The 26,307-nt window shown below is 39.9% G+C and carries 13 protein-coding genes; 7 read left to right on the top strand and 6 right to left on the bottom strand.

From position 1 onward, the window contains the following. Nucleotide 1: 1 nt before the first annotated feature. The 6 genes from ACY2A0_RS14475 to ACY2A0_RS14450 all read right to left on the bottom strand — a co-directional run bounded on the left by ACY2A0_RS14475 (nt 2) and on the right by ACY2A0_RS14450 (nt 17,410). Nucleotides 2-3,121, bottom strand: coding sequence for a SusC/RagA family TonB-linked outer membrane protein (locus tag ACY2A0_RS14475; RefSeq protein ID WP_461790181.1), 3,120 nt, complete (start codon nt 3,119-3,121; stop codon nt 2-4). Between the two features lie 164 nt (nt 3,122-3,285). Next, a complete protein-coding gene (locus ACY2A0_RS14470) occupies nt 3,286-4,737 on the bottom strand; it encodes a hypothetical protein (protein WP_461790180.1) in 1,452 nt (483 codons plus the stop codon). A gap of 18 nt (nt 4,738-4,755) precedes the next feature. Next, nucleotides 4,756-9,084 carry a polysaccharide lyase family 8 super-sandwich domain-containing protein gene (locus ACY2A0_RS14465; RefSeq protein ID WP_461790179.1) on the bottom strand — a complete coding sequence of 1,443 codons (4,329 nt, stop codon included), beginning with the start codon at nt 9,082-9,084 and terminating at the stop codon, nt 4,756-4,758. A 515-nt stretch (nt 9,085-9,599) separates the two neighbouring features. Then, nucleotides 9,600-11,678, bottom strand: coding sequence for a polysaccharide lyase 8 family protein (locus ACY2A0_RS14460; protein WP_461791585.1), 2,079 nt, complete (start codon nt 11,676-11,678; stop codon nt 9,600-9,602). 137 nt (nt 11,679-11,815) lie between these two features. Further along, entirely contained in the window at nt 11,816-13,234 is a 1,419-nt protein-coding gene (locus ACY2A0_RS14455) for a sulfatase (protein WP_461790177.1), read from the bottom strand. 78 nt (nt 13,235-13,312) lie between these two features. Then, complete coding sequence (locus ACY2A0_RS14450; protein WP_461791584.1) at nt 13,313-17,410, bottom strand: hybrid sensor histidine kinase/response regulator transcription factor; 4,098 nt, start codon at nt 17,408-17,410, stop codon at nt 13,313-13,315. A gap of 163 nt (nt 17,411-17,573) precedes the next feature. Here ACY2A0_RS14450 and ACY2A0_RS14445 point away from each other — a divergent pair, with 163 nt between their 5' ends. From ACY2A0_RS14445 to ACY2A0_RS14415, 7 genes are all read left to right on the top strand, one after another. Then, complete coding sequence (locus ACY2A0_RS14445) at nt 17,574-18,896, top strand: sigma-54-dependent transcriptional regulator (RefSeq protein ID WP_461790175.1); 1,323 nt, start codon at nt 17,574-17,576, stop codon at nt 18,894-18,896. A 741-nt stretch (nt 18,897-19,637) separates the two neighbouring features. Beyond that, a complete protein-coding gene (locus tag ACY2A0_RS14440) occupies nt 19,638-19,715 on the top strand; it encodes a potassium-transporting ATPase subunit F (RefSeq protein WP_461791065.1) in 78 nt (25 codons plus the stop codon). A gap of 6 nt (nt 19,716-19,721) precedes the next feature. Continuing rightward, entirely contained in the window at nt 19,722-21,440 is a 1,719-nt protein-coding gene (gene kdpA / locus ACY2A0_RS14435; RefSeq protein WP_461790174.1) for a potassium-transporting ATPase subunit KdpA, read from the top strand. A 1-nt stretch (nt 21,441) separates the two neighbouring features. Continuing rightward, nucleotides 21,442-23,475 (top strand): potassium-transporting ATPase subunit KdpB, encoded by a 2,034-nt coding sequence (gene kdpB, locus ACY2A0_RS14430; protein ID WP_461790173.1) that lies wholly within the window; start codon nt 21,442-21,444, stop codon nt 23,473-23,475. A gap of 26 nt (nt 23,476-23,501) precedes the next feature. Next, on the top strand, nt 23,502-24,068 hold the full coding sequence (kdpC, locus tag ACY2A0_RS14425) for a potassium-transporting ATPase subunit KdpC (protein ID WP_461790172.1): 567 nt from the start codon (nt 23,502-23,504) through the stop codon (nt 24,066-24,068). A 56-nt stretch (nt 24,069-24,124) separates the two neighbouring features. After that, a complete protein-coding gene (locus tag ACY2A0_RS14420) occupies nt 24,125-25,189 on the top strand; it encodes a porin (RefSeq protein ID WP_461790171.1) in 1,065 nt (354 codons plus the stop codon). 1 nt (nt 25,190) lies between these two features. Next, the gene (locus ACY2A0_RS14415) at nt 25,191-26,303 is read left to right on the top strand and encodes a sensor protein KdpD (RefSeq protein WP_461790170.1); all 1,113 of its coding nucleotides are present in this window, start codon (nt 25,191-25,193) and stop codon (nt 26,301-26,303) included. Nucleotides 26,304-26,307 lie beyond the last annotated feature (4 nt).

Raw genomic sequence — 26,307 nt, 5'->3', positions numbered from 1 at the left:
CTTATAGTGATACATTTAAGCCAAACACAAATGTTTTTGGACGAGGGTAAGATGAATAATCGAACCCTGGAGTTAGCGACGAATAATAAACTGCCACCTCTGGGTCATAACCCGTATAATTGGTAATGGTAAATAAATTTTGGGCAGATACATAAATTCTGGCAGATTTCATTTTGATGCGTTTCACCAAAGCCTCCGGAAGTTTGTAACCTAAATCTACTGTTTTCAATCTCAAATAAGAAGCATCTTCCACTATCCTACTCGAATAAGCATTTGGCCCTTGCCCGTTAACCCTGAACATGGTGGTGTTGGTATTGCTTGGCGTCCATCGATTTTCGAAAGTGGCATATTGGTTCAAATAAGGTTTGTTACCTGCTTCAAACAATAATCTGTTGGCATTCAATACATCGTTACCATAACTCCATTGGAAAAAGATATTCAAATCGAAGTTTTTGTAGCGGAAATTATTGCTGAAACCACCTTGATGAATTGGATAACCTCTACCAATTACGGTACGATCTAGATCATTTATTAAACCATCGCCATTGAGGTCTTTGTATTTGATATCCCCTGGTTGAATTAAACCGCCATGTGTTGCCACCGAACTTTTTAGCTGATAAGCGCCGCTTGGCAATAAATCAAAGTCTTGATACTGATAAACGCCTTCCCAAATGAAACCATAAATTTGTCCTAACGGCTGGCCAACTTTAGCGATGTAAGCTGGTAAATCACGATAGTTTTGATCCCAACCTATGGTGCTTATCAAGCTTTCCTGATTTTGAGTAAGCTCCAACACTTTACTGCGGTTAAAAGCAATGTTGAATGAACTTGTCCAACCGAATTTATCAGTTTTAATATTTTCGGTAGTAAAGCTTAACTCCAAACCTTCATTAGACGTTTTTCCGATGTTTTTAAACGCCGAAGCGTAACCTGACGAATAAGGCAGCTGTGCATTTAGCAATAAATTGGTGGTTTTCTTTTTATAATAATCTGCAGTAATAGTAATGCGCTGTTTGAAAAAGCCCAAGTCTAAACCAATATTACTTTGAGCAGTAGTTTCCCATTTCAAATCCTCGTTAGCTAACGAACTTAAGAAAACACCTTGTGCCAAACTGTTATTGAAAGAGTAATAGCCGTTATAGGTGCCGCTGGTATTATCGAAATTCATTTGAGCATAAGTAGCATAATCCGTTACGCGATTGTTACCCGTTACACCATAACCAGCTCGTAGTTTAGCATCGGAAATGAACTTGTATTTCTTCATGAAATTTTCGTTGATGATGCGCCAAGACAAAGCGGTAGAAGGGAAATACCCCCATTTATTAGCGTCTCTAAACTTAGAAGAACCATCAGCACGAAACGATGCCGTGATGTAATATTTGTACTTGTAGTTGTAGTTGATACGACCCAAATAAGACATCAAAGACCACTCACTTTTAATGGCAGTTACCGGCTGAGGGACACCTTGGCTTAAGCCAGCTAAACCTAAAACTTCATTGGGCAATTGCGTGGCACGCAAACCAAACCTCTCGTAATTGTTTTCCTGGAAAATTAATCCGCCTACGGCGTTTAAGTTATGCTGACCGATTTTTTTAGTATAAGTAAGCAAGTTTTCATTTTGCCAGGTATTACTGTTAGTGTATAAAATAGATCCATTAACTTTATCGGTACTACCCGAATAACCATAGCGAGTTAACGAGTTGTTAAAAGTTTCCTGTTTGTAATTGGCGTTGTTAATGCCGCCAGACACCCTTAATTTCAAACTTTTATTGAAGGCATACTCTGCAAATCCATTAGCAACCAACCTATTTTCGAAGGTTTGACGCAGCTCATTTTTCGCAGATAAAATAGGATTAATTCGGTAATCGTTCCTGGCGTTATCAGCACTTAAATCTGGATCGACCAAAGAGTCTTCCAATTCTGCCCCGCTAAACGACACCGGCCTGTATCCCCAAACGCTATACATCAAATAGTTCATTGCAGAAAAAGCCTGATCTGGTGCAGCTGGATTTGCACCATAAGTTTTTGCTCCGGTGTAAATTAATGAAGTACCCACTTTAAACTTATCGCTAAAGGTTTGATCGAGGGTAAATTTCCCCTGCTTGCGACTAAAACCAGAGTTGATTAAAATTCCATCCTGACCAAATAAGTTGCCCGACACGGAATACTTGGTAGCCTTTGTGCCTCCCATAACAGAAATAGCGTGGTTTTGCATTGGCGCTGTTTGAAACAATTCATCTTGCCAATCAACACTTTCAATATTTCGATAATATTCCAATATCCTACCGTCTTTTAAGTAAGTTTTCACAATATCTGTCGGATCTCTTTCGGCCTGTAATTTAACGTACTCATAAGGCCCCATCAACGGAATTTTATTGATGATTTGCTGCGCTCCAGCATAAGCGTTGTAAGTAATAGTTGGTGCACCTTCTTTGCCGCGTTTGGTCGTAATCATAATTACACCATTTGCTCCTCTTGCGCCATAAATGGCAGTTGCCGACGCATCTTTTAATACTTCTATTGATTCGATCTCCGAAGGATTTAAAATGCTGGCATTAGCATCTTCCATCGGGAAGCCATCGATAACGTATAACGGCGAGTTATCTTGCGTAAGCGAGTTGGCACCCCTTACTACAATATTTACACCAGCGCCAGGTTTTCCACTTTCTGATGAAACCTGCACCCCCGCAACCCTACCGCCAAGTGCCTCAATTGCTGAAGCAACTGGAGCTTTTTGTAAGTCTTCTACTTTTACAGAACCTACAGCGCCGGTCAAATCTTTACGTTGCACCTCGCCGTAGCCGATTACTACAATTTCATTCAATGATTTATTTTCTGAACGTAGCTTAACTTCGATATTGTTTTTTCCGTTTAAAGGAACCTCTAAGGAGGCATAGCTGATATATTTGAAAACTAATATTTCGTTAGCATTGGCCACCTTAATGGTAAATTTTCCGTTTACATCCGTTACCGCTCCCAAGGATTTACCTTTTAGCATTACACTTACACCCACCAAGGTTTCCCCAGTTTCGGCATCTTTCACCGTACCTGTTACGGTACTTTGCGCAAACACCTGAAAGCTCGTTAACAGTGTCAAAAGAAAAATGAAGACTTTTCTCATAGTTTGTTTTAATTTAATATCTGGGCTACACTGAATTTATATCAAATGATTACAGACAGTCAGCTCATTCAAATTTGGGCTTTTGGCTACCCAAACAAGGGGTAATTATCGTTTAAATTAGGGGTAATTTTCAATTTTATTTGGCAAAAACTCTACGAGAAAGCCTATTTCATCATTTTAATTGTTTTATTGAAATAGTTCCCTTTTATTGTTACGATAAGTAACCCAGCAGGTAGTTGGTCAGCGTCTACCGAAAATTGATTTTGTCCAGCTTTCAATTGAAATTTACTTGCTAACACTTTTGTACCTTTCAAATCAAAAACGCTAAGTTCGGCTAAATCTGCAGTAGTGGCAAATGCGGATAAATTTAACTTGCCTTTGGCCGCAAAAGCACCAAGTTCATCATTGGAAATAGCAAAGTCAACACGAATGATTTCTTTATAAAAACTTGAAGTTCCGTCTTTATCCACTTGTTTTAATTGGTAATAGTTGATTCCGCTGGCGGGAGTTCTATCCATTAGTGTGTAATTGCTTACTTCGCTAGTGTTGCCTTTACTGTTTACCCTACCTACTGTTACAAAGTTATTGCCATCGGCAGAACGACTAAGCTCGAAATAATCATTGTTTTGCTCGGAAGCCGTAGCCCAATTTAACGAGATACCGTTAGCTGATTTTTTGCCAGAAAAAGAAATAAACGACACTGGATTAACTGTAACCGAATAAATAAACTTTGGAGACTTTAGCATGATACTACCGGTTGCACCAGCAGCTCCTGCGCCGCTCACTAAAAAGGAATTTAACGCTGATCCGTTGGCAACGGCAATAGAAGTTCCCGAACCTATACCTCCAGTGCCGTTAGTTTCAATTGAACGAGGAAAATCAGCACCAAGTTTAACCCCATCTACCCAAATGTGAAAAGTATTTGTTGGCAGTGTATAAGGAGTTGAGGCTACAGTGTAAGTTTGCGAAATACTTGAATTATTGCAGTAAACTGTTACTTCATATTCGTTGCCTTTTACAAATGAAGTAGAGTTTATTTCGCTGTAGGTAGTTGTTGTAGAAGCATCACTACCAATTCGGTATTCAAATTTAATAGTGGTTGAATTTGCTGTAGCTGTGGGCGTCCATCTTAACGCGGTAAACAATTCGTTGCTTGCCCTGTAAACGCTATTGTTACTAGTTACGTTGAACAAATTACCTTTATGATTGCCGATTGCATAAATGTAATTACCTGCATCAGCAGTGCTAATTGGTGCACTGAACTTAATTTTAAAGGAGTTCATCACCACATCGGTTGCTCCAGCCACACTGTTTACAGAAAATCTCACCATTCCGTTAGCGGTAGCAAGCTTTTCTGTTAAACTTTCATCACCATTTAAAGTAAACGACCCTGACGTTGCGGCGCTATTGATGTAAACACCGGCATTGCCACTTGGCGTAATTGGCAAAAAACCGGCTGTAGTAGCATTTGAAGAAGAATTTGTACCCAATGTGGTAAAAGTTCCTGTACCAGTACCGAAGCTATAATTCCATGCGGCATTATTTGTCCATTGCGCTTTGGCTATACCAGCACTCATTAATAAGCTAGCTGCAAATAATAGTAGTTTTCTATTCATAATTTTATGTTTAGGGGTTTATAATTTGATTATTTTTTTTCTGTATTGATTGATTTCTATGATGTACACACCACTATTAACTGTCGACAAATCCAAGGTAAATTGCTGCTGACCTAAAGACAACGACTGAGTTTGGGAAAGAATCACTCTACCACTTAAATCCACTAATCGCAACGATATCCGTCTATCCGCCGAAGCGGGATATGATAACATTAGTTTGGAAGAAACCGGATTAGGATAGGCCTCGATGACATCGTTACCAACACTAAATTGAACGGGAATTGTATTATCGTAGCTAGTTGCACCGTCCTTATCTTTTAATCGGAGCCTGTAGTATAAAACATTGGTATTGGCAGGCAACGATGCGTCTTTATATTGATAGTTTAATAGACTTGACGAAATTCCTGCGGCTTTGATCTGCGTTAAAAGTCGATAATCTTTACCATCTGTACTTCGTTCCAACTCAAATTGATTGGTATTAACTTCTTTTAGAGTTTGCCATTTTAGTTGTACCGCATTAGTTTCTACATTGCTTTTGAAAGAAACCAATTGAACTGGCAAAACTTGTAGCGAAGCGAAATTAACTTCCATATTAGCAAGGCCAATTGTTGCCGCATTACTGTTTGGCAAGGTGCTGTTGATTCCTTGGAAAAGGAAGCTGTTAATGATTGTTCCCGAGGCCAGTTCTCCAGAAGATGAAAATGAAGTACTGGAATTGTATGCCAATAAGGAAGACTTTACGAGTTGATTAGCTGGCCTAGCCCAAATATGAAACTGCCCAGCCGTTAAACTGTAAGTTACACCACTTCTGGTATAAGTTTGCGCAATGTTACCATTATTACAGTAAACCTCTACATCGTAGCTAGCGCCTTTGTTAAAAAAGGTATTGCTGATTAATTTGTAGGTGCCTCCGCTTGTGTTGGCGCTTTCTCTGAAATTAAAATTGATCCCACTGCTAGTAAACTCCCATTGCAAGGCGGTAAACAGCTCTGGAGTAGCCCTAAAAACACCGCTCGAATTGGAAAACAAATTTGATGTACTAGCATCCTTATTTCCAATGGCACAAATAAAACTTCCATTGTTGGCGGCAGCACTAAAATTAATTCTAAAAAATAGACTTGCTACTGTAGTGGCGTTTGCCAATTCGTAGGCTGAAAACTTATTGACACTTGACAAAGCCGATGCCGACATATTCAACGATCCACCGTTAAGCGTAAAGTTACCGTTGGAATTTAATGTGGTATGATTCACAATTAGCACTTTTGAAACGCCATCTGGCGGATAAGGCAAAAAGCCAGCACTTTGTGCCGAAGAAGTAGATGAGCTATATGTTGCTGCTACCGTTGGACTACCTTGCTGAAATATCGCCGGTGTGCCATAGCTTGTTAAACCTGTTCCTGTTTGTAAGTTATAGAGCCACTGTTTACTTTGGTTAGTCCAAACACCGGGAAGTTCTTCGCTAGTTAACACATCTTTTACCAGTACTAAAGTTTGAGACAGCCCATCTTTTAATGAAAAGGTTGCATTTGTAGTGCTCGAGGTATTAATGATACTGGCTTGGTTATCGTTTGATTCCATTTTCCAACTTCCGTTGATGGATAAAGTAACCTGCTTAACCGATGAAACCCAAGTACTGATAGGATCATCAACAGCATTTAAATCAGGAGAAGCAATTTTTATCGTTAGTGTATCTCCAGCTTCTTTAACACTGAACAACGCACTGCTAGAAACTCCTTTCACTTTGCCGATGTTAAGATCTGGCTTTGCCATAAAAACACTAAATAGCGTGGTATTTACTGGCAGATATTTAACCGCATGTACTGTATCACTTTGTCTTACGATTTGAAATAGCGCTGCATTTTCTATTTTAGTAGTCAGCGCCGCCATTTTTTGCGGTGTAGTTGCGGGAACCACTACAAATGAATATTTAGCAGAATTTGGCGCCATACCATGCGACAACCATACTTTGCTGACGTTTGCGGTAGCGGTGGCCGCAGTATTATCACTAGTGTTAATTGGAGTGCTTTGAGTTCCTCTGAAAATATTGATATCGGCATTGCCCGCTGGAATGTAGTAGCCTGTAGTTTGTGCATTTACCAACCAAGCACTGCTTGCACTTACATTTAAAGCTTGATTGTAGCTTCCCGTAGTTGCCGTTGTAGAATTGATATAGATGCTTGGGTTACTCGTTGCATTTACTGCTTGAAAAAGTGTGGTAATGGTAGCATCACTGGCGTTACTTGAACCAATATCGCTGCCTAAGCAAACCATCAAACTGTCTAATGTAAAAACAGATTTTTTGAACTTAAGGGCACTTGTGTTGTACCTATTGCCTGCACTTTGCACAAAGCTCATCCCAAAAATGCCTTTGCTGCCGTCAGCTAGGGCACCCGCAAAATCACTAGCTTGAAATTCAGAAGCGGTTCCAGCAAGTAATGGCTTCAAGTTATCATAACTTTGCCTCACGGTGGTAGTGCCCGGCATCATGTTCCAATCCCAGCCATTACCTGCACTGATGTATCCAGTGTTGGCTAAACTACCATCGTACATAATTTCCAAAGCGCCATAACTTTGGTACCGACCATACCTGTTGGCACCGGTGTAAATCTCGGCACCAAACATTTTACTGGTAAAGCCACGGGCTACCGCTACCCAGTTATTTTTACGCATAATTCCAGTTTGCGCATAGTTTAGTTGGTAATAGCCATCTAAATTTACGTTGGGTACCGCATAGCGATTGGTTTGAAAAATAGAATTGTAAAAAGCTGCTAAATCTGGTTCGATAGCTGCTCCTTGCAAATCGCCGCCCACTTGCACCAAACGATCGAGTGCTGTGGTATTCACTGGAACACTGTTAGGAAAAGGTGAACGCCCTGACGCTGAATTAGGATAAAAAGCACCTTTAGAAGTTTCTAAAAACAAAGCCTTCACCGCCTTTTTCATGTTTTGGTAGGCGATATTGCCGATCTTGAAAGGCGTTCCCTTCAGTTCAAAAGTCCTACTAATCCAAGTGCCGTAAGCATACTGATAGCTAATGTGTTGAGATTTGTGGTGAAATCCCGTACCATCTGGCTTGATGCCATCACGAGCACCCGCCCCGGTATAAGTGAACTGCTCTAAATACCTGCTGAAGCAGCGCAAATCTCTTGCAATTTCATTGTCGGTATCGCCAAGTAAAGCCAGTTCTACCAAAAAATTTGATTTCACATGTAGGAAATCCATTTCCATGCCGGGCGTTGGATTGGCGTTGTAAATGGTATTAAATTCATGCGACCATTTCAGCATCTTCACTATGGCTTTTTTAACATTAGTATTGGCGATGTAAGGCAGGGCCTCCAAAAAGCCGATTGGAAAGTTTCGTACCGAAGTGTAATCGTTGTAAGGCACTACAATTTCACCACCTTCCGCTAACCCTTGCTCCAAAAGGTAGGGCAAAAATACCTGAAGTTTGGCTAAGGCATCCGCATCATTATTTAAACCATTAGCTCTAGCTAACGACTGCACATGAGTACTAATTTGTAGCAAGGTATCTAAATCGTAAATGCTGGCGATGCCCCTACCTTTAAAAGAGCCATCTGTATTGGTAGTAATTCCGCATTGCGTAACAAAGGTTTTCGCATCGGCTATTTCTTGCGCAGAAGCAGTACCCAGCGTTCTTTTGTAGGTGCCATTTTTTAAAGCAGCAATGGCTGATTGTTCCGCAGCACTTGCGCTAGTAACTGCAGTGGGTTGATTGATCCATGCAAAATAGGCCTTGTAGTATTCTGAACTCAGTGCGAAATGCTGCACATCCAATGCTAAATGTGGACCTGGCGTACGAGCAGAGCTATTACCGATGATAGTAAATTCATCCAGAAAAATGACATTATTGGTAGCTGTGCCAGGCTTGTAAATGATTTCCATTTTATTAAGCGCAAAAGCACTTGACTCTGAACCGTTATTGTAATCGTAGCGGTAGCTCCTATGGTAGCTTCGCCAACCCTGATAGTTGAGCAACATGCGACCCTCCCTTCGCAAAACATTGCCGCTATCGTAAAACTTGAAGACTAAAGTATCGGCACTGATGCTGTTGCTGTAAATGAAAAACTCAGCTGCGCTGGATGAAAAATTGCCAATTTCTGAAGACGGAATTGCTAATGAAGAAGCGGTGATTACTGAACCACTTTGAGGAGTCCATTTAAGTGCGTTTGAACCACCTTTCAAATGCTCATTGCTGCTGGAAATTGTCCCTGCTGCAACCGACCAATTGGCGGGAATACTTGCATCAAAATTAACAAAGCGCTGTTGCCCGTTAGCGATAAAAGCATGAAAAATAAAAGCAATACATAAGTATAGAAATTGCTTCATAAAGGTTTGGTTAGTTGTTTATCCTCAATTTTAATTGAAGAGAGCTACAACGAATTTCAACACTTTAACTGCTTTTAAGGGTGTAATAAACGGTTTGATTAGGGGAATAAATTCGTTTATCCACAATTATATAATTTAACGTGATCGTGATAAGCGTCAATCTTAAACATCTTCTAATTCGCAATCTACGTCTTTTCTCAGGTCGCCCCCGCTGAGCTCCTACTTTTTGACCGCAAAAAGTAGCAAAAACTCTCGGTTGCCTATTTATTCAGCGTTATTTTATTTTCAATTGTTTTCATGCTTGCTTCGCAGGTTTCTTTTAAAGGAAGTGATTTGGCTTATGGGTGCGACCCGAATACCGCAAAGCGCTCTTTAACAGCATTACAAAAAAATAAAACTTGTTAAAAAATAGAAGACCGAAAATTTGCGAAACGGAGGTTTGAGAGGCTATCGCTAGCAAACAGCCTATTTTTCCATTCTCAAACTCATGTTATTTATACAACTATTAATAGTTTTTATTTAAAAGAAAGTTGCACTTCTTTTGACGCTCCTTTGTTGGCACCGTCCGGTAATTGGATTTGTGCAGTAGCGATTTTTCCAGTCTTCACATGTTTAACCTGAACGTTGATATTACCTTGTTGCTGTAGCGGATCGGCTACGTACAATTTCTTATCTTTTAGTAAAAGGATACAAGGTTGGTCGACACTGATGATATACGTATCCGAACTTATGGTTGAAGCTGCATAAAATACCGCCTGAAAAATCTTCAACTGCTGATGGTACACCGCTTGATTTTTGGCATTATTGCTAACGATATCAATGGATTTAGGATCAAAGCTTTTCACGTTTTTTGTAGCAGGCAAAACAATGTATTGATAACTTGCCGTATCTGGTTTTATGCCATGATCAATCCATAACTTGAAAACATTGCCTTTAACTTCCGTTTTGGGATGTGATAGGTTAATTCTATTCCAACTTCCGCTTTGTACTTGGGTGCTAACGCTTAAATTTTGCGCTACCGGAAAATAATAGCCAACATTGTTATGTAGTACCCAACTTGCTACAGGCGCTTTGTGTTGCGACAATTCTCCTTTTTTAATATTGGCAAAGGAACTGGCTACACTGCCCTCTAACCAAGTTTGATTTAGCGTCGTTACAATTGGCTCGCTATTAGTTGAGCTGATATCCGCACCTAGGGCAACGATTTCCTTATCAAAAAAGAACCATGCTTTTTTTGCTTTTACACCATCGTAATTTAATTGGTAGCTGGTGGCTCCGTAAATGCCATCAGACACCCCGCCTGCGAATTCATTTTTACCCTCTTCACCCCAATTTACTTCCATTTTCACATCTTCTGCATGGTCGGTAGACGTAATTCCCGGAATTTTGTCCCACTCCCAAACGGGCATAATGTTATAATATTCGGGACCTGTTATCTGAATATTTGTAGCACCATCTGAAAGGTATTTGCCATATAAATTTTCGTTGTTACCCATCTCCGATCGTTTGGTTCGAGTACTGGTCATTCGTACATTGAACGAATATTCTGGTCGTACATGGATGGTATAATCGCCTTTCCAAAAGTGCTGATGAAACGGCGCAATGTTGAAACTACCCGAACTATCTATCCGAGAACGCTCATTTTCATAAAAGGCATTAAACTCAGGATCGATATTCATCATGGCATTTAAACGATATTTTTCGGAAGTTTTGCGTAGATTATTCGGTCTGGTAACTCCTCTACCTTCGATATTAAAATCAACATACCTAGACCTGAAAGTTTTTAAATAAGTATCTCTATAAAATTTAGAAAGCAGCGTTAGCTTTTCCTTAGTCAAGGCATAAGGTGTACCCGCCACGTAGCCTGCTATTTTAATCACACCACCCAAAAATACATTACCATAACCGCCAATATATAGCTGAGGACCGTGTTGCAAATAGGAAAAATCGTATTGCAAGCCTTCTTCTCCATCCACTAAACTTACCGGCTTAAATAACTCGGTTAACGATTCCGCTAATAAGGTTTTATCTTCTGTAATTAAAGACCTGTAAAAATAGTGCATGGCGATATCCGTTTTGTTGGCACCAGTTTTCGCCACCATATCTCCACGCTTCATGCGCTCAATCAATTTTTGCTGTAAAGCTTCCGGCAGTTTTTTATCTGCAAACTCCATCAACACCAAAATAACACCCAACTTTTGCGGTACGCTTATTTCATTATGCCACCAATTTTTGCTTGTAGGGTCTTTTTCGTACCAAACCTCCAATGCCTTCACAATACTTTTGTAAAGTTGCTCATTAGTTCTAAAACTGCTTCCTTCGGCGGTATAGGCCTGTACCAAATCATCTACTCTTTCCAAATGCGCTACGGGTTTCCAAGCTGTAGGGGATTGGTCGGCGTAATCTACCTCTTTCCACGTTCCATCCACTTGGATACTGCTTAAAGCTGCCTGACCAACCTTTGTTGCATTAGCCAAGTTTTTACCCTGATCTGCATATACTTTTTTAAGGATAGTACCAAAGGGATAAGTGGCCTGTGAAAAACTGAAATACGGAGCGGCTAGTAGTAAAATCAGATAAGCTAGTTTCTTCATTTTTGGTTGTTTGGTTGTTTGGTTGTTTAGTTTTTTGGATGTTTAGTTGATTGATTAATGGTTAATGGTTTATTAATGGTTATTGGGTATCTTTTTAAACTGCTGGTTAACCATTAACCCTTTATCATTAACCATTATTAAGGATATTTCTTTTCCATTTCCCTTCCAACAACTTCCATTTTATGTTTCATGATTTGATTGGTATCACCATAATCGCTGAACCAATGTGGTTGATCCATTTTTTTCTCCCATTGTTGCAATTCGTGTAGCAACGCTTTCACCTTCTGTGGGTTTTTGGATGCCAAGTTGGTAGTTTCGGCAATGTCTGTTTTCAAATTAAATAATAATATCGGATTATCGGCAACCCTGATCAACTTCCAGTCGCCTTGCCTTACTGCCGCAGCAACTCCCCTACGCCAAAATAAAATATCATGCGGTGGCTGCTGTTTGTTCCCATTAACGAATGGAATCAAATTTTTACCATCAGCCTTAAAATTAGGAGTGTACTTTCCTCCAGCTGCCGTTACTGCCGTTGGCAAAATATCCAACGACGAAACCATGTTGTTGTACGTCAATCCAGCGGGAACTTTACCCGGCCAGTTCATTACAAACGCTACCCTGATTCCACCTTCCCATTTAGAGCCTTTCAATCCTCGCAACGGACCATTATCCGCATAATTCCCAGTTGCGGCGCCGTTATCATTAATAAAGCAAATCAACGTGTTATTATTCAAATTTTGTTCTTTAAGCGTCTGCATCAGCTTTCCTATGCCATCATCTAAAGAAGTCATCATTGCTGCATAAGCTCGCCTACCTTCAGGCAAATGAGCAAACCGTTGTACCAAATCTTTCTTAGCGTTCATAGGAACATGCACTGCGTTATAGGCTAAGTACATAAAAAAAGGATGAGCTTTATTTTGTTCGATGAAGTTAGTTGCCTTTGCGGTAAACATATCGGTTAAATAAGTGACCTCACTTTCTGGAACTGCCTTTCGATTGTCGAACAGTGTAAACTCTCTGGCAGGCATTTTATCGTAGCCAAAAAAATTGCGGTGACCGCCAACAAAGCCATAAAATTCATCGAAACCTCGGTTTAGGGGAAAGTAAGGCTCTTCATCACCCTGATGCCACTTGCCTATGGCAATGGTTTTATAGCCATTGGCTTTCATTTGATTGCCAATAGTTGGAATTTTAACATCCATCCCCATATCTTTCATGGTGTAGCCTGGGGCAGGCTTAGCGGAAGTGTTGTGTTCAAACCCAAATCGCTGCTGGTACAAACCCGTAAGTAAGCCCGCCCTTGAAGGCGCACAAACAGAAGCCGTTACATAAGCATTGGTGAACAAAGTGCCATTTTTTGCAAGCAAATCTATATTAGGAGTAGGAATTTCTTTACCACCATAACAGCCAAAATCGGCGTAGCCGGCATCATCTACCACAATAACAATCACATTAGGTTTAGCCGTTTGGGCATCGGTTTTACCTACAGAAAGTAAAAACAAAATAAGCAGTGTGCAATATTTCCCCATGAATACTTTGGTTTTTTGATCAATCAAATTTCTTCAATTAAAAAATAAATAAGGGGTAAAAATTGGTTTAAAAGGGAGTGATTTTAATTTGTAAGGCACGATTTGCTATATATCCCCAGTATTACCCATATAATCTGATGGCACTACGCCAAACTGCTTCTTAAATTCTTTACTGAAATATTTCCTGTCGTTAAAGCCAACTGCATAGGCCACTTCTGTGATGTTGAGGTGCCCTTCTTGTAGCAGCTGTGCCGCTCGTTTTAACCGCACTGATTTCATGAAATCTGATATCGAAAGACCCGTTAGTGCTTTAATTTTTTTATACAATACAGTTTGGCTCATCCCAATCTCATCAACTAAGGTCGTCACATTAAAATCCGTATCCTCCATGTGCCGCTCCATAATTTGCATCAACTTCGCTAAAAACTTTTCCTCCGGCGATTGAGCCTCCACCTTGCTTGGCGTAAGCAACAACTGTTTATGGTACTTGGATCTTAAAATTTCCTTAGCTGCCAGTACATTTTTAATATGTAGCTCCAACAACTGCATACTGAACGGTTTGGTAATGTAAACATCGGCACCTGCCTCTAAGCCTTGCACTTGGTTGCCATGTGATGCCATTGCCGTCAACATCAGCACTGGAATGTGATTAGTGCGTTCTTCGCTTTTAATGCGCTTACAAAATTCGTTTCCATCCATTACAGGCATGGTTACATCACTTACAATTAAATCTGGAATGTGCTCAGTTGCGTAATTTAAAGCCTCCAATCCGTTAATGCATCCTGTTACCAAGTATTGCTGCTGAAGCGATTGCACAATAAAAGCTCTTAATTCATCATTATCTTCTACTACTAAAACATGGTGTTGCTGGCGAGTTTGGTTGGTTGCATCATCGATATTTACTTCATTTGCCGTTAACTCCAAGGTATTATTCCATCCAGAGACTTGTAGTTCCGGAGCTTCGCTTGAACTCGCTAATTCGTTGGCAGAAAAATGCGCATTACCCTTTCTCAATGATACACAAAACTCACTATATCCATTTACATTTTCCCCAGCCTGCTTACTATTCACAGTAATCTGACCTTTATGCATATCTACAATACTTTTCACCAGGCCCAAACCTATTCCCCAACCACTTAATTGTTGACTTTGAGTTTTGATTTGATAGAAATTGGTGAAAATTTCAGATAAGTATTCTGGAGCGATACCAACGCCATCGTCATGTACTTTAATCAATATTTTTTCCGCTTCATCTACCAAAACCAAGTCGATGTTTCCTTTTTCTGGTGTATATTTAAAAGCATTGGAAAGTAAATTGAACAACACCTTTTCCATTTGAGATGGATCAACAAAAGCAGATATCTTAACGTTAGGATGCCTAAAATTAAATGTAATTTGCTTCGTAGTAGCCTGACTTCGGAAAGCCTCGTAAACTTGTTCACAAAATTTAACCATATCCACTTCTGCAGCTGCAAGCTGTAAATTACCTGTTTCAATTTTCCTAAAATCAAGCAATTCTTTAATAAGTCGAAGCAGGCGATCAGTATTGTTTTTTATGCTTTGCAACTGTGTATTTAAAGCAGCGTTGTTTTGCGTTAGGTCGATAAGTTTTTCTAACGGAGCAAAAATCAGCGTCAATGGTGTACGAATTTCGTGTGAAATACGCGTAAAAAAGTCGAGCTTGTTTTGGTAAAGCTCTTGTTGTTGCTGGTAGTTCAAATGCTCATAGTAAAGCTGTGTTTCTAAACGTTCCTGTCGCCTCAAAAACCGATTGATGTAATACAAAATTGCTATAAAGATCACCGCATAAATAAGGTAAGCCCACCAGGTTTTCCATAATGGCGGGAGTATTTTAATCTCCAGTTTAGCAGGCTTAGTGTTCCAATAACCATCGTTGTTACTGCCTTTTACCAAAAGATGGTAGGTTCCTGGAGGCAAATTGGTATACGTAGCAGATGGGTTAGTAACCTCATTCCAGTTATTCTCGAAACCTTCTAATTTGTATGCGTATTTATTTCGCTCAGGCTTGATATAATTTAATGCCGCAAAATCGATGGTAAAAATATTCTGATCTGCGCTAAAAGTTAAAGCAGGTGTAAACGAAATATCTTTTTCTAGAAGATCATCGGCACCGCCAACATTTACCTCTTTGTTAAACAAGCGCAGCGCCGTAAATACAATGGTTGGTGCTTGTTTATTGGTAGCAATGGCGTTAGATTTAAAGGATACCAATCCGTTATAACTTCCAAAATACAAATTACCGTCCGCCGCTTTATAGGCCGCATTGTAGCTGAATTCGTTAGCTGGCAATCCATCGCTTACATAATAATTTTTGAAGTTTTTTTGTTTAATATCAAACTTAGACAGGCCTTTATCGGTACTTATCCAGATATTTCCTTCATCGTCTTGTGATAAGCCCACTACGTTGTCGCTAGCCAATCCGTTTTTAACGGTGTAGTTGACAAATTTTTGCTGCTTAGGTAGATATTTGCTTAAACCGCCTCGATGCGAACCAATCCAAACTTGCTTAAACCGATCTTCTAAAATGCAGTTGATATAGTCTGATTTCAAACCATCTTTTTTATAAAAACGCAGGAACTGATTGGCATTTTTCTTCAACACGCTTAATCCAACCGCGGTACCTACCCACAAATTTCCTTGGCTATCTCCCAACATGGTGCGGATATAATCACTGTTAATTTTCAAGCCCTTAGAACTGCTATTAATCCTTCGGAAACTACGTTTATTGTAGTCGTACAGGTTCAATCCTTTTGATGAAGTTCCAATCCAAAGCCTACCTTGCAAGTCTTGCGTAATGCAGCTGATGTACCCATGACTTACCGTTGTCGTATCTGTTAAGCTAGGTTTGAAATGCCTAAAAGTTCCGCTTTTGCGGTCAAAAAGCTCCAAGCCACCTTCGTACAAACCAATCCAAATTTGCCCTTTGTTATCCTTATAAATAGATTTAACCGTATTTGAACTGATACTAGCTGTATTGGCAGGCTGGTGTTTAAAGTTTTGAAAAATGCCCGTCTTGGTATCTAAAATATCTAAACCAGAACCCTCCGTACCTATCAGCAAATGTGTATCATCCGCCCCCGCAATTACACTGATGATATCGTTACTGATGCTGTTACGGTATTTGCTGTATTTATAAACCTCAAAAGGTACCGCATTTTGGTGCGCCACGTTAATGCCCCCGAAATTGGTTCCAATCCAAACAGAACCTTGGTCATCCTCGAAAATATCTTTGATGGAGTTATCACTAAGACTTTTGCGCTTCTCCGAATCATGCTTATAAACCGTAAAACGATTTGTCTTAGGATCGAAAATATTCAGCCCATTCATGGTTCCGATCCACAACAAACCATCCTTCGCAATTACAATCTTCCTGATAAAGTTATTACTTAAGCCATTGGGCGATTGTTGGATGTGCGAAAAGCTATTTTCCTGAGGATGGTAAATACTTATGCCATTACGTTCAGTACCAATCCAGATTTTGCCAAACTTATCTTCTACAATAGTTTTAACAGAGCTACCAATTAACCCCAAATCTGAATTAGCATAAAAATTTTGAAATTGATATTTACCACTTTTAAGCTGCTTAATACGTGTTAAACCTGTCGTGGTACCTACCCAAATATTCTTCTTGCTGTCTTCAAACACTACATATACCTCATTCCCAGCCAAGCCATCTTTCACATAAAAGTTTTTAAACTTCCTCGAGTTTGGATTTGACAGTAAACTCAATCCAGTATTGGTGCCAAACCAAATGCTGCCATTACTGGTCTCACAAATACTGAGTATTGCATTTCCAGCTATGCTTTGTGGGTTATTCACCTGACGGTAAATCTGTTCAAAAGCATCTAAATCAGGCTGATACAAATTGAGCCCATTTTGGGTGCCAATCCATAAATTGCCATTTTTTTGTTTCGTTATAGCGTAGATATAATCATCAGCGCTTATACTTTTATTATTTTGATCGTTGTGCCGATAAGTTTTGATGGTTCGCCCGTCGTACCTGTTGATGCCGTCTCTTGTGCCAAACCATAAAAATCCCCTTCCATCTTTAGCAATGGATAACACGGTACTTTGTGATAAACCTTGGGACACCGAAAGATGATCGAACGATAACTGCGCAGATAAGCCATTGGCAAAGACCAATAGCAAAAAAAGTAGCATCCAACTTTTAGGGTTGCGCATAAGTTCAGTTTGGGTTATATGGTGATACAATGATACTAAAAACGGCGTTTTAATTCCATAGCTTGTACGAATAAATCGACACAATTTAATCGTTTGTACATAATCAGAGAAGCTCCTCATAAGTTTTTTGACAATTTATCTTCAAAGCCACTATCTTCGTTGCATGAATAGTAAATCGCTACTTATTATAGATGATGAGAAAAGGCTGTGCGATCTTTTAGCTCGGATCTTGGAGCTGGAAGGATATACTGTTCATAAAGCCTACACTGGCAAAGATGGACTTGCAATACTTGAACAACAAGCAGTTTGTGTAGTATTGTGCGATGTAAAATTACCAGATTACAACGGTATTGACTTGGTAGCGCTTATCAAACAATTGAAACCTCATGTGCAGGTGATTAACCTTACGGCTTATGGTACTATTGCTGATAGCGTGGTAGCTATGAGGAACGGAGCATACGATTACATTACCAAAGGCGATGATAACGATAAGATAATTCCGTTAGTAGCGAAGGCTTTTGAAGCCGCAGAAATTGCATCCAAGTTGCCATTAAATAAAAAATTACCGAAGCTAGGTTTTGATAATGTAGTTGGTAAATCTAAAGCTATTTTGGACTTGGTTGCCATGGCCAAGAAAGTGGCAAATACCGAAGCGAATGTTTTATTGTTAGGCGAAACTGGAACTGGCAAGGAAGTTTTTGCCAAGGCGATACATCAAAGTAGCGCTCATGCCAATAGCGAATTTATGGCAATTAATTGTAGTGCCATTAGTGCAGAGCTATTAGAAAGCGAACTTTTCGGATATAAAAAAGGTGCATTTACTGGAGCTTTACAAGATAAAAAAGGGCTTTTGGAACAAGCTGATGGCGGCACTTTATTTTTAGATGAAATTGGCGATATGCCTTTGCATATGCAAGCCAAAATTTTGAGAGTATTGGAAGATGGTACTTTTATTAAATTGGGCGATCTGCAAAGCAGAAAGGTGGCTATCAGAATTATTGCCGCTACGAATAAAAATTTGCTGGATGAGGTGGAAAAGGGCAACTTTAGAGAAGATTTATATTATAGGCTATCTGTTTTTACCTTGGTATTGCCCAGATTAAATGATAGAAATGAAGATATTATTTTGCTGGCAGATCATTTCATTAAACAGTTTGATTCTAGTGTGCCAATGAACGAAACTTTTAAGGCCGCATTGCTCAACCACCGCTGGAGAGGCAACATTAGAGAGTTGAAAAACACCATTGAAAGATCTTTGATCCTCAATGATCAACCGCAACTCAACATTGAACTATTGCCTGCTAACTTTAATACTGAAGCTTCTATTTCTAAGGACAGTCTAGAAATGTCTAGTGTAGAAGAAAAGCACATTAGAAAAGTGCTACAACATACCGCCGGTAACAAATCTGAAACAGCTAGACTGCTTGGAATAGGACTTGCCACGCTTTATCGTAAAATGGAACAGTACGGTATTGCTAAGTATTGATGTTACGTTCAAAATGCTTTGAGTTTATTCTTCTTATTTTTTTAAAGTATCAGTTTGGGATTATACTGTCATTCCAACGAATGGCCTGCCCTGAAACTTCGGAAAGGATCCATTTAACCATTGTTAATTAGATCCTTCGCTACGCCCCGGATGACAAGCGACGCTAACCACCATGCTATACCCCTCGCTGTAGTTCCGACGTACACAATTACTGTCACCGCCAACTACACGGAACGACTCCTAAGAACGTCATTCTGAATTTATTTCAGAATCTTAACACAAGTCACTATTCCGTATCTAACGCCCATCAAGCTAACTTAAACTCATTGCTGTCATTTTGAAGAGCGGCCTGCACCAAAACTTCGGGGAGGAATCTATTGAACCATTGCTAATTAGATCCTTCGCTTCGCTCTTGATGACAAATGACATAAACCCACCACCTTAAACTTCCAAAAATCCTTCGCTACGCTATCGATGACAAGCGAGAGGCTACGCCAACCCTACCAAAATGATAAACAAAGCTTCTCATTTTGATAAACTTCTTCCGCAACACTGAAATCAGATACAACATAAAATACTTACAACCAACAACTTAATCAGTTAAAAAAAGCATTGGCACGACTGTAGTAAATAGGCCAATAAAATTTAACACATGATTACACTCGTCCTTTTCTTAGCCTTACTCATCGGTATTTGGCTGTTATTCAAATCTATTGATTGGTTCGAAAAAATTTAAAACCCATGCTCATTTTATTCATCATTTCCATTGCAGTTTTTGTGTACATGCTATACGTACTGCTACATCCAGAAAAATTTTAAATCATCATGCAAACTGAAATTCTAGGCATTATTGCCACGTTTGTTTTAACCTTAGTTATTGCCATCCCGCTCGGCAGCTATATCGCCAAAGTTTTTGCAGGCCAAAGGGTGTGGACCAATTTTCTTCATCCATTTGAAAACATCACTTATAGGTTCTCGGGAATCAATCCTGCTGCGCAAATGGACTGGAAACAGCACCTCAAAGCCATGCTCACCATCAATGCACTATGGTTAATTTATGGCTTTTTCGTACTGATGTACCAAGGTCACTTGCCGCTCAATCCGGACGGTAACCCTGGTATGTCACCGCATTTGGCCTTCAATACCATCATCAGCTTTGTGGTAAACTGTAATTTACAGCATTACAGCGGCGAAAGCGGACTCACCTATCTTACGCAACAGTTCATCATCATGTTTTTACATTTTGTTTCTGCTGCAACAGGTATCGCGATAGCCATTTCATTTTTCAAAGCTTTCAAAGAGAAAACTACCACAAAATTAGGCAACTTTTGGCAGCACTTCACCTTAGCTATTACCAGAGTTTTATTGCCTATTGCTGCAATTATTGCCATCGTTTTAGCTTTTAATGGTGTTCCCGCCTCTTACGGAGCCAAAGACCAAATCATAGGTTTACAAGGCGATAGCTTAACTGTAAGCAGAGGACCCGCAGCTGCAATGGTGGCCATTAAACACTTGGGAACTAATGGCGGAGGTTGGTTTGGTGCGAACTCAGCTCACCCCTTAGAAAACCCTAGTTACTTCACCAACATGGTTGAAGCGATTTCTCAAATGTTGATTCCTATTGCGATGATTGTTGCATTCGGCATCTTTATTGGCAGAAGAAAACTTGCTTGGACCATTTTTGGCGTAATGACCATAGGTTTTTTACTGCTGCTACTCCCAACATTACAAAGCGAATTAGGCGGAAATCCGAAAATTGAACAGCTGGGCGTAACGCAGCATACTGGAGCCATGGAAGGTAAAGAAGTACGCTTTGGACCTGCAGCAACAGCCTATTGGAGTACCATTACCACAGTGGTAAGTACTGGTTCTGTAAACGGAATGCATGATAGTACTATGCCACTTACCGGGCTTTATCAACTGCTTGCTATGATGGTAAATGCATTTTACGGCGGCTGTGGCGTTGGCTTACTTAACTACTTTATTTACCTGATAATCGCTGTTTTTATAGCAGGATTAATGGTTGGTAGAACACCTGAATTTTTAGGCCATAAATTGGAAGCCAGGGAAGTAAAAATTGCAGCTTTAGTGACGTTAATTAGTCCCTTATTCATCATGTGCGGCACAGCGTTGGCAGCTTACACTTTCACAGCACATGGAAATGCAACTTGGGAAACACCACCGTCTGCATGGCTCAACAACCCCAGTTTTCATGGATTCTCCGAAATGCTATATGAAGTTACTTCCTCTAATGCCAATAACGGTTCTGGCTTTGAAGGGTTAGGCGATAACAATATGTTCTGGAACGTCATGACTGGCGTGATCCTACTATTTGGCAGGTTCATTCCAATCATTGGCCCGCTAGCTATTGCAGGATTGCTTGCAAAGAAAAAATACATTCCGGAAAGTGCAGGCACGCTACAAATCGATACTAAAACCTTCGCTTTAATGACACTAGCCATTATTGTGGTTTTAAATGCACTATCCTATTTCCCTGCACTGGCATTAGGTCCAATTGCAGAATACTTTACTATGATTAAATAACATGGAAAAAACAGCATCAAAATTGTTAAACTCGGCATTGGTAAGTGTTGCCATCAAACAATCTTTCATTAAACTTAACCCTTTAGTGATGATTAAAAACCCAGTGATGTTTACTGTGGAGATAGGCACATTGATCATGGCTGTGGTTACTGCATACAGCCTAACCAATTCGTCCGAAGGAAGTTTTGGATATAACCTCAGCGTATTTATTGTACTATTTCTAACCCTTTTATTTGCCAATTTCGCAGAAGCAATTGCAGAAGCCAGAGGCAAAGCGCAGGCGGATAGCTTAAGAAAAACGAGAGAAGAAACACCGGCTTTATTGCTAATGGAAGATGGCAATACGAAAATAATTTCTAGTAACGCACTACAAAAAGGCGATGTATTCATTTGTAAAGCCGGAGAGTTAATTGCTACTGATGGCGAAATTATTGAAGGAATTGCGACCATTGACGAAAGTGCCATTACCGGCGAATCTGCTCCGGTAATTAGAGAAGCTGGCGGTGACAAATCATCAGTTACTGGCGGCACAAAAGTACTTTCTGATGAGATAAAAGTGAAAGTAACGGCACAGCCTGGCGAAAGCTTCTTGGATAAAATGATTGCATTAGTGGAAGGCGCATCCCGACAAAAAACGCCTAACGAAATTGCTTTAACCATCTTACTAGCCAGCTTTACCTTGATTTTTATTATTGTGTGCGTTACCCTAAAACCTTTTGCCAACTATGCACAAACGCCAATTACCATTGCGGCACTCATCGCATTGTTTGTTTGTCTCATTCCAACTACCATTGGCGGTTTATTATCCGCTATTGGCATTGCGGGAATGGACAGGGCATTAAGAGCTAATGTCATCACCAAATCGGGAAAAGCGGTTGAAACTGCTGGTGATATCGATGTGCTTTTGCTCGACAAAACGGGTACCATTACCATCGGCAACCGAAAAGCAACGGCTTTTTATCCAACTGAACAAATTGAAGCAATTGAGTTCGTTAAACTCGCCTATTTGGCATCACTCGCCGATCAAACACCAGAGGGTAAATCAATTGTGGAATTGGCTCAACAGCAATATCCAAACCTAGTAATTGAAAAACCTGAAAATGCGCAATTTATAGACTTTACGGCTGAAACTAGATCAAGCGGCATTGATACGCCTAATGGATTGAGTATCAGAAAAGGTTCCTTTGATGCGATGAAGTTATTTGCACAAAAAAATGGATTCGAAATACCTTCAGGCTTAATTACTCAGGTAAAATCCATTGCTGAAAACGGTGGAACACCATTGGTAGTCAATAAAAATCATCAGCCTGTTGGCGTAATTGAATTACAAGATATCATTAAGCCGGGTATTAGCGAACGCTTTGAACGACTTAGGAAAATGGGCGTAAAAACAGTGATGGTAACTGGTGATAATCCATTAACTGCTAAATACATTGCGGAGAAAGCTGGAGTAGATGATTTTATTGCGGAAGCCAAGCCAGAGGATAAAATGAATTACATCAAAGCCGAACAGGAACAAGGAAAGTTAGTGGCCATGATGGGCGACGGCACTAACGATGCGCCAGCTTTAGCACAGGCAGATGTAGGCGTAGCCATGAATAGCGGCACACAAGCGGCAAAAGAAGCTGGTAACATGGTAGATTTAGATAATGACCCAACCAAGCTGATCGAAATTGTAGAAATAGGAAAGCAACTTTTAATTACTAGAGGTACGCTCACTACCTTTTCTATCGCTAACGATGTGGCTAAATATTTTGCCATTGTACCTGCGCTTTTTATTGCTGCCATTCCTGCGTTGCAGGGTTTAAACGTCATGCAGTTGCAAAGTCCAGAAAGCGCCATTTTATCCGCAGTGATTTTTAACGCCATCATCATTCCATTGCTTATTCCACTGGCACTAAAAGGCGTAGCGTACAAACCAATAGGCGCTAGTGCTTTGCTTCGCAGAAACTTGTTTATCTACGGCATAGGTGGCGTTGTTGCGCCATTTATCGGCATAAAAATCATCGATTTATGCATCGGGTTCTTCATCTAATCCTCGAATTTAATCTTTTAAAAAAAATGAAAAAATATATTCTTCCATCTATCAAACTGACTATCATATTCACCATCATTTTATGTGTGATTTATCCTTTGTTCATCAGCTTTGCTGCAAAATTGAGCGCTGGAAAAGGTGGCGGCGAAAAAGTAAAGCTTAATGGCAAGGTAGTTGGATACCGCTTGGTCGGACAGGCTTTCAGTCAACCTCAATATTTTTGGGGACGCCCCTCGGCAGTAAATTACAACGCAGCGGGCTCAGCTGGTTCCAATAAAGGGCCAACAAATCCCGCTTACCTTCAAGAAGTAAAAAACCGAATCGACACTTTATTGAAGTATCACCCCGGCTTAAAAAAAAATGAAATTCCAGCGGATTTGGTAACAGCTTCAGGAAGCGGACTGGATCCAAACATATCAATAGAAGCGGCTAAAATTCAGGCTAAAAGAGTGGCTATTTCCCGCCAAGCACCACTCTCAAAAATCATTAAACTGATAGATATTCATACCGAAAAACCTCTATTTGGATTATTCGGCCCATCAAAAATTAATGTACTGGAATTAAATGTTGCTTTGGATCAAACTCGCAAATAACAGCCATTCATTCTAAAAAATCGATGATTACATCTTATATCAAACCAAAAAAAATCATGAAAAAACTTCTTTTCGTTATTGCAAGCATCTTACTGATACAGTACGCTTCCGCTCAAGAAAATAATCCTATTAAAATATCGGGCTACATTGAAACTTACTACAACTATGATTTCAATCAGCCTTCAACTAATACTCGTCCAAATTTCATTTACAGCCACAACCGCAGCAACGAGTTAAATGTCAACCTAGCTTTTATAAAAGGCATGTATCAAACAGATAGGCTTAGAGCCAATTTAGCCATAGCGCTGGGCACTTACATGACAGCCAACTACGCCGCCGAACCAGATGTGATGAAAAATGCCTTCGAAGCTAATGCAGGCGTGAAACTATCTAAATCATCTAATATTTGGCTAGATGCTGGTGTGTTTAGCTCGCATATTGGATTTGAAAGTGCCATTTCGAAAGACTGTTGGGTATTAACTCGGAATATCTCATCAGAAAACACACCTTATTATGAAGCTGGTGCTAAACTGAGTTATGCTAATGATGATCAAACTTTTAGCGCTACCTTACTTTATTTAAATGGATGGCAGCGAATTAAGCGTTTGGATGGCAATACCAAACCTGCTGGTGGTTTACAGCTGAATTGGAAGCCCGCTGAGAACATCACTTTGAACTACAGCAATTATTTAGGTTACGAAGGTGAAAATGCCGTTAGGGTGCGAAGGTTTTATCATAACTTTTATGCTATTGCGCAACTTTCAAGCAGTTTTGGTTTAACAGCTGGTTTCGACTACGGAACGCAACAAGTAGCTAAAGGCAGTTCCGATAAAAAAGAAATCTTGTCGCCGGTTGTAATTGCTAGATATACATTTAACGATCAATGGGCAGTTGCTGGCAGGTACGAATATTACAAGGACAATCAAGCAATGATTGTAAATGCTGTCAATCCAAATTTCGAAGTAAACGGCTACTCGCTTAATATTGACTACAGTCCTTTCAAACAAGCTTTATTTAGGCTTGAAGGCAAGGTCTATCAAGGTGATGATCAATTTATTCTCAACAACGCCACGGTGAATTACAATAGCAGTATCACTGCAAGTTTGGCTTTATCTTTTTAATATGGCAGCTACATCCGGCAATCAATTTTTAGAATTACTACAAAAATCCAAACGTGGACATCTAAAAATATACCTAGGCATGAGCGCCGGTGTAGGAAAAACCTATAGAATGTTGCAGGAGGCACATAGCTTGCTGCAACATCATATTGATGTACAAATTGCATACGTAGAAACCCATAACCGAGCAGAAACCGTAGCACTCACTGCAAATCTCCCCTTCATCCCACGGAAGAAACTTTTCCATAAAGGCAAGGCGCTAGACGAGCTTGACCTTAACGCTGTGTTAATTAGGCACCCAGAAGTAGTGGTGGTAGATGAACTGGCGCACACCAACGTGCCAGGTAGCAAAAACGAAAAACGTTGGCAAGATGTGGTAGATTTACTGGATGCTGGCATTTCGGTAATTACGGCGGTAAACATCCAGCACCTGGAAAGCTTAAACAGCATTATGCAGCAAATTAGCGGAGTAAGCATTGGCGAAAAAATACCCGATCAACTGTTTACCATAGCCGATGAAATTGTAAACATCGATTTAAGTGTTGACGAATTAATTGACAGGTTAAAAGCAGGAAAAATTTACCATGCCGATAAAATTCCGCAAGCGTTAGAAAACTTCTTTAAAAAGGAAATCATCATCCGGCTTCGCGAACAGGCATTAACTACAGTAGCCAATTACCTCGACCATAAAATCAATCAAAATAAGCTCAGTAATGTGAAGCAGGAGCTATTTTTAGCATGTATTTCTTCCAATCATCAAACGGCACAAATGATCATAAGGAAAACTTCAAGACTAGCTAATTACTATCGCTCCACATGGATTGTGCTGTACGTACAAACAGAAAATGAGCATGCCAATAAAATTAGGCTCGATAAACAAAGACATTTGATTAACAACTTCAAGCTGGCTACAGAACTAGGTGCCGAGGTGATGAAGATAAAGCATAACGATATTGCCGCAGCCATTTTAACGCTGGTGGACGAAAGGAAGATCACCACTTTATGTATCGGCCAACCGCATCTCCATTGGTTAAAAATATTGATTGGACATCAGTTTATCAATAAATTATTAAAAAACATCGCCAACCGAGGTATCGATTTGGTAATTTTATCTTAATTAA

The sequence above is a fragment of the Pedobacter sp. genome, assembly GCF_965249885.1.
In the GTDB taxonomy this organism is placed as follows: Bacteria; Bacteroidota; Bacteroidia; order Sphingobacteriales; family Sphingobacteriaceae; genus Pedobacter.
This window is presented reverse-complemented; position numbering and strand designations above follow the sequence as displayed.